Origin of the sequence: Allobosea eneae (genome assembly GCF_042657265.1) — a bacterium.
Lineage (GTDB): Bacteria > Pseudomonadota > Alphaproteobacteria > Rhizobiales > Beijerinckiaceae > Allobosea > Allobosea eneae.
In genome coordinates this window covers 1-6,326 of sequence record NZ_JBHSLW010000091.1, presented here as the reverse complement: position 1 = coordinate 6,326, position 6,326 = coordinate 1, and the positions used below count along the sequence as shown (strand labels likewise).

Sequence of the window (6,326 nt, the reverse complement as noted above, 5' to 3'; positions counted from 1 at the left end):
GCGCGTCGCCACACGCTACGACAAGAGCAAGGAATCTTACCTCGGATTCGTCGCCATTGCCGCAGTCAAACTCTGGCTACCCTTTGTCCACGAAGCCTAGTGATGCCTCTTTCGCACTCTTTAAAGAGTTGCGAGCGAAGATGCCGAAATAATGACACCAATGAAAAAACGCGTATCATTGATCGAGCTACGGCAATTGCACCCCTGCATTGGGCTGTAGCGAGGGGCGGCGCTTGGCAAGAGGCGCCGCCCCGACCCTGGTTGAGCAAGGCTACGACAGAGTTTCGAGCTATAGGTTCCTAATGATAGATTTAAAATATTGAACGACACCGGTCCAATTTAAAAGCGAATTTCTGGCTCGTTTTCGCGGAGTAAATAGTCTTCTATTTGAATAGTGACATGATTAAGCTTAAACTCCTTCCTTAATATCGCTTGTGCCATTGCCAGAGCAGCGGAAGACCTGCCCATATCATCGATGACAAGATGGCAGCTCATCGCATCGAGACCTGAGGTGATGGTCCAGACATGGAGGTCATGCACCGCCGTCACGGCGGGAAGCTCCAAGAGACGCTTCTCAATCAGCGCCACGTTGACCTCGGGCGGTGTGCCTTCGAGGAGGATGTGGATCGCCTGCTTCAGCAGGATCCAGGTGCGCGGCACGATAAAGAGGCCAATTCCGGCACCTATGATCGGATCGACAAGGGTCCATCCCGTCAGCAAAACTACTACTGCTGCAACGATGACCGGGACCGGTGAGAGGATGGTCGAAAACGTACGCTAAGCGTGTCGCGTAGATCATCCGCATCGTTCGAGCCTATGGCTTGAAACGGGACCGCCTCCCCAACTTGTCGATCGCGAACGCTGCATTGTGAGGATCGGACCGCGCTGGCGAAGCGACCAGAGTTCGCCGTGTTCGCCGGTCTTGTCTTTGCAGGTAGCGCGATAGTTCAGCGCACCATCAATGCCGCTTGCCACCGCCTTGGCCGTGCAGCTTTCTCCGGTTCTTTCCAGACGCACAGGGTCATAGCCGATGAACGTCCACGGATCAGCCGGACACGCAAGGCGCGATGGAGACCAGGTTCCCGGCAGCGGAGGGTCGCGATCGGGTTCGGCGGACGCTTTGTAGCCCCTCATTTTGACGCCGTTCAAGCTGGCTTCGCCGATCCTCGATCAAGCGAGCGGCAAGAAAAGTGCTGGCAGCCTCCGCCGCAGTCTTCACCTCGGTCGCCAATCGGGGCCGATCGCGCCACACCAGAATGACTTGACGACCCCTGAACGGCAACTTGGTCGCACATTGATAGAAAAGCCGGTCAGGTCCGGGTGTCGATTCCGGTGAACATAAGACGGTCCTCTCGCCGAGCTTGCGCGCCGTGCCGCGCCCGCGCGGCACGGCTACCGACATGCTGGAAGGATCGATCAGGATGCTCTCATCCAGCAGCAGATCATAGTTCTCGTTCGGCCTGACCCTGAGGAAACGTGGAAAATCGGAGACGTAGGTTTCCACTTCGCCCGGCCTCAAATTGAACACCAATCCCATTACGCTTGGATGTTCGGCATGATCGGTGGAACCGGCCTGTGCCGTTTCGTCGCCCGTTTTTTGACGAACCATTGCAGCCAGCAGATGCGATGAGGCAGCAGAGCAAAGCGATCCGATGCATAATGCTATGATTATTCATCCCGTTCGCCCCTTGCGTTGCAGCAGCTTCTCGCCATCGGGTCTGATCTCGCCCTTGGGGGTGACGTGTCGGTAGAGGGTCTGCCGGGTAACGCCGAGTTCGGCGCACAGCTCGGCGACCTTGGTTTCGGGCTTGCCCATCGCAGCCTGGGCAAGGCGCAGCTTGGCGGGCGTCATCTTGAACGGCCGTCCGCCGTGCCGTCCCCGCGCACGGGCGGAGGCAAGGCCGGCGCGGGTACGCTCGACGATCAGTTCTCGCTCGAACTCGGCGAGGCCGGCGAAGATCGCGAAGATCAATCGACCGTTGGCGGTAGTGGTGTCGATCGACGCGCCTTCGCCCGCCAGCACCTTGAGGCCGATCTGCCGCTTCGTCAGCTCGCCGACCAGATTGACAAGGTGGCGCAGGTCACGCCCCAACCGATCGAGCTTCCACACAACCAGCGTGTCGCCGCGACGTAGCGCCTTGAGGCAGGCGTCGAGGCCGGGGCGCGTATCGCGCCGTCCCGATGCGGCGTCCTCATAGATGTGATCGGGATCGACGCCTACCGCGACCAGCGCGTCGCGCTGGAGGTCGTGGACCTGGCTGCCGTCCGCCTTCGACACCCGTGCATAGCCGATCTGCGTCGTCACATATACGTCCGTTCGTGTGACAGAGCGGGAGCGCTCCTCCAACAATCCTCATCCTGTCACATAACCCGTCTTCTGGTCTATGCTCCATGAACAGGTCCGCTTTCCTGTTTCGTGACGAACAGGACACCGATGCCGACCAAGACCATTCTGTCGCCCGCGCAGCGCACTGCCATCTTCGATCCGCCCGCTGATCGCGCGACGATTGAACGGCTCTACACGCTCGGTCCCGATGATCTGGCGCAGGTGGCGCGACGTCGGCGCGGGGCCAACCGGATCGGCTACGCGGTGCAGCTTTGCTACCTGCGTCATCCCGGCCGCGGGCTGCTGATGGGTGAGGCGGTGCCCGACGCCATACTCAAGCTGCTCGCCGAGCAGATCGGGTGCGCGGCCGACGACTTCACCGGCTATGCCATGCGCTCCACGACGCTGCGCGAACACCGTGCCGAAATCGAAGCCCTGCTCGGTCTGCGTGCCTTTGCGCGAGTGGACGTGCGAGCGATGCTGGCGCTGGGATCGGAGATCGCCGCCTCGACCGACCGGGGCGAGACGATTGTCGCCGGCATGGTCGATCGCCTGCGCGCAGACCGGATCGTGCTGCCGGCACCATCGACGCTGGAACGGCTCGCGCTTATCGTGCGGACACGGGCGCGCAAGGCCGCTCATGCTAACCTGATCCGCGACTGTTCGGCCGAGCAGGAAGCCGCGCTCGAACATCTGATCGCAACCGACGACCACGGCCGCACCCGGCTCGGGTGGATACGCGAATGGCCCGAAGCCCCTTCGGCCGCCAACCTGAAAGGGATTATCGAACGGCTTGACGCTGTGCGCGGCATCGGGATCGCAGCGGATAGGGCGCGACGTATACATGCCGCCCGCTATGCCGTCATCGCACGGACCGCCGGTATCGTCACCGCCCAGCACCTGCGACGTCTCGAACGCCTGCGCCGGCTCGCCATGCTCATCGCCTCGATGATCGAGATGGAGGCGGGATTGACTGATGCCGCACTGGTCATGGTCGAGAAGATGGTGGGCGCGCTGTTCCGCCGCGCCGACCGCAACCGCTCCGATCGGTTGCTCGGCCAGGCACGGATGCTGAAGGACACCGCACGCTTCCATGCCCGACTCGGTCGCCTTCTGGTCGATGCTCGCGCGAGTGGGCGCGATGCCTTCCGCACGATCGACGCCAAGGTTGGCTGGGAGCAACTCGAACGCAGCATCCGCTTCGCCGAGGACCTGACGCGCTCGGCCGACGACGGGCTGGAGGAAGTGGTCGAACGCTATACCGCCGTCCGGCGGTTCGCCCCGACGTTTCTTGCCGCTTTCACTTTCCGCACCGCGCGGTCGGGCGATCCGCTGCTCGGCGCGATCGAGGTGTTGCGCACGATGTACCGCGACGGTCGATCGGCCCTGCCGAAGCGGGTGCCAACCAGCTTCATCAAGCCGCGCTGGCGCAAGGTCGTGCAGCCTGCGGAAGGGACGATCGACCGGCGCGCTTACGAGATCGCGGTGACGCGATCATCGGTGCGCCGTCGATCAGCCGGTGAAGCAGGTTGATGATGTGGGTCTTGGTCGGCACGCCAGCCTTCAGGGCCAGTTCGACCGCCGCCAGCACGACCTCCTCGTCATGCTGCAGGACCAGGGCCAGGATTTCGACCACCTCCCGGTCGCCACCTGGCGTTTTGAGCAGATGCTGTTGCAGCGACTGGAAGGCCGGCGGCATTTCGGCAAAGGGGGCACCGTTACGCAGGGCCCCGGGTTTGCGCTGGAGGACGGCCAGATAATGCCGCCAGTCGTAGACCGTCCGGCTGAGACGATCATGCGAGCGGGCGAAGACCCTGCGATGTTCGCAGATCACCTGCCCCTCGGCGACGATGACGATCCGGTCGGGATAAACACGCAGACTGACCGGGCGGTTCGCAAAGGATGCCGGCACGCTGTAACGATTGCGCTCCAGATGAACCAGGCAGGTCGGGGAGACGCGCTTGGCGTACTCGACGAAGCCATCGAAGGAACGCGGCATTGCCATCAGGTGCCGGATCTCCTCGGCCCACACATCGGCGATTGTACCGGGTTGCGTGCCGTGCGCGGTCTGCGACCACAACTCCCGGCACCGGGTCTCCAGCCAGGCGTTCAGTGCCTCCAGCGACGGGAAGTTCGGCAGGGGCTGCCAGAGCCGATGCCGGGCATCCTGTACGTTCTTCTCGATCTGCCCCTTCTCCCAGCCGGAAGCCGGGTTGCAGAACTCGGCCTCGAACAGGAAGTGGCTCACCATGGCCGAGAAGCGGATATTGACCTGGCGCTCCTTGCCTCGGCCGACCTTGTCGACGGCCGTCTTCATGTTGTCGTAGATGCCCCGCCGCGGCACGCCGCCCAGCACCCGGAAGGCGTGGTTATGGGCATCGAACAGCATCTCATGGGTCTGAAGCGGATAGGCCCGCAGCGTGAAGGCACGGCTGTAGGACAGCTTCACATGGGCGACCTGCAGCTTGGTGCGCTCGCCGGCGATGATGGCCCAGTCCTCTGACCAGTCGAACTGGAACGCTTCGCCCGGCACAAAGGCCAGGGGAACGAAGGTGCCACGGCCACTGATCTGCTGCTCGCGCAGGCGGGCGGCCTTCCAGTCCCGGGCGAAGGCCGCAACCCGATTGTAGGAACCCTCATAACCGAGCAAAGTCAGATCGGAATGCAACTGACGGACCGTGCGCTTGTGCTTGCGCGACTTGCCGCCTTCGACCCGCAGCATCGCCGAGAGCTTGGCGCAGGATGCTATGCAGCTTCCAGCAAGCCAGCGCCTGGTGCTCATGGAATTGGCCGTCACGCACGCTCCAAAAGGGGAGGGCGCGCCGGTCGTTTTCCCGTCAAATCAGCGCCTGTCCAAAAAATGCGGTACCTCTGACCGTAACGTCCGCCGCATCGCAGCCGAGCTTGTAAAACTGGGGCTCATTCACCGACGGACCTCGGCGAACGGCAAGCGCTTCCGGACTAACGTCGACGGCGTGCAAGTCACCTATGGCTTTGACCTCAGCCCGCTCTTGGCGCGCAAAGCCGAATTCGCCCACCTCATTGCCGAGCGCGAAGCTGCTGCCAAGGCTCGCCGACACGCGCTCGATCTCATCACGATCTCGCGCCGCCAGGTGAAAGAAGCCATCGAATGGCTGACGCACCACAGCGTCGTCTCGAGCAATGAGATCAACTCCCGCTTTCGGGCGCTGATCGACAACACCCCGTCTCGGACCGGCAAGGGAGCCGTCACGCCCGACCTCGTCGACGCTTGGGCTCAGCTCACGCGCGACGCGCTGTCTCTCTTCGCCTCGCAGGATCAGCAGGCCCTTTCCGTCGACGAAAAGTCCACCACCATCGAGGCTTTCACTGTTGAAGAGTCCGCCTGTGACGGCCAATCCGTCCGCCACATAGAGCTCGAAACTACAGATCTCTCTAACGAGGTTTCTAAGAAGGAGGTTCCGCGCGCGAGCCGCTCACTCCGACGGGATGAAAATGAAATTGATTTGAAATTGGTGCTTGCTGCCTGCCCAGTGGTCTCGAACTATCAGTATCCGATCCGCTCTGCACAGGACCTGGTCGCCGCCGCGACGTATCTGCTCTCCTGGCTTGGTGCGAGCAAGGAGGTCTGGCTTGAAGGACTCTCGACCATCGGAGCGCCATTGACCGCTGTCGCGACAATCTACGCGCTGCAACGGCTTGACGACGACGTCAGTCAAGGAGCGAACAGCATCTCAAACCCCGGTGGATTACTCCGTTCCATCATCCGCGGCGTCGCAGCGGGAAAAGTCTCGCTTCCGATCGACCTGAAGAGGTTGTGCGCAAAGCGGATTCAGTAAGGCGCCGCTAAATGCGGACGCTGGATGTGCCGCCACAGATGGGTTGGACCTTACCAAAATCACTTGGGGTCGCATTAACGATGTAAGCGGTGTTCTCAGGCCACGGCCTTGAGCGGCTGAGGCGCATAGGCCCATGGCAGCAGATCGTCGATCTGGCTCTGCGGATGGCCGTCGACGATGCG

Annotated in this window: 5 protein-coding genes and 1 pseudogene; 2 read left to right on the top strand and 4 right to left on the bottom strand. The window is 62.2% G+C overall.

Features of this window, described 5'->3' with window-relative positions; translation table 11 throughout:
* Positions 1-339: 339 nt before the first annotated feature.
* From ACFPOB_RS29355 to ACFPOB_RS29345, 3 genes are all read right to left on the bottom strand, one after another.
* The gene (locus tag ACFPOB_RS29355; RefSeq protein ID WP_377801718.1) at positions 340-762 is read right to left on the bottom strand and encodes a cation diffusion facilitator family transporter; all 423 of its coding nucleotides are present in this window, start codon (positions 760-762) and stop codon (positions 340-342) included.
* A 283-nt stretch (positions 763-1,045) separates the two neighbouring features.
* Positions 1,046-1,609, bottom strand: a complete 564-nt coding sequence (locus tag ACFPOB_RS29350) for a hypothetical protein (RefSeq protein ID WP_377801717.1) — start codon at positions 1,607-1,609, stop codon at positions 1,046-1,048.
* 63 nt (positions 1,610-1,672) lie between these two features.
* On the bottom strand, positions 1,673-2,305 hold the full coding sequence (locus ACFPOB_RS29345; protein ID WP_076605505.1) for a recombinase family protein: 633 nt from the start codon (positions 2,303-2,305) through the stop codon (positions 1,673-1,675).
* Positions 2,306-2,434: 129 nt separating this feature from the next.
* Between ACFPOB_RS29345 and ACFPOB_RS29340 the strand changes: the two genes are divergently transcribed.
* Positions 2,435-3,859: a DUF4158 domain-containing protein gene (locus ACFPOB_RS29340; protein ID WP_377801716.1), complete on the top strand. Its 1,425-nt coding sequence runs from the start codon at positions 2,435-2,437 to the stop codon at positions 3,857-3,859.
* On the opposite strand, the pseudogene istA reads toward ACFPOB_RS29340, so the two are convergent.
* Positions 3,741-5,060 (bottom strand): annotated as a pseudogene (gene istA / locus ACFPOB_RS29335) (IS21 family transposase); the annotation flags it as partial. The gene ACFPOB_RS29340 and the pseudogene istA overlap by 119 nt on opposite strands.
* Before the next feature lie 13 nt (positions 5,061-5,073).
* On the opposite strand from istA, the gene repC reads away from it, so the two are divergent.
* A complete protein-coding gene (gene repC / locus ACFPOB_RS29330) occupies positions 5,074-6,144 on the top strand; it encodes a plasmid replication protein RepC (protein WP_377801715.1) in 1,071 nt (356 codons plus the stop codon).
* Positions 6,145-6,326: the final 182 nt, after the last annotated feature.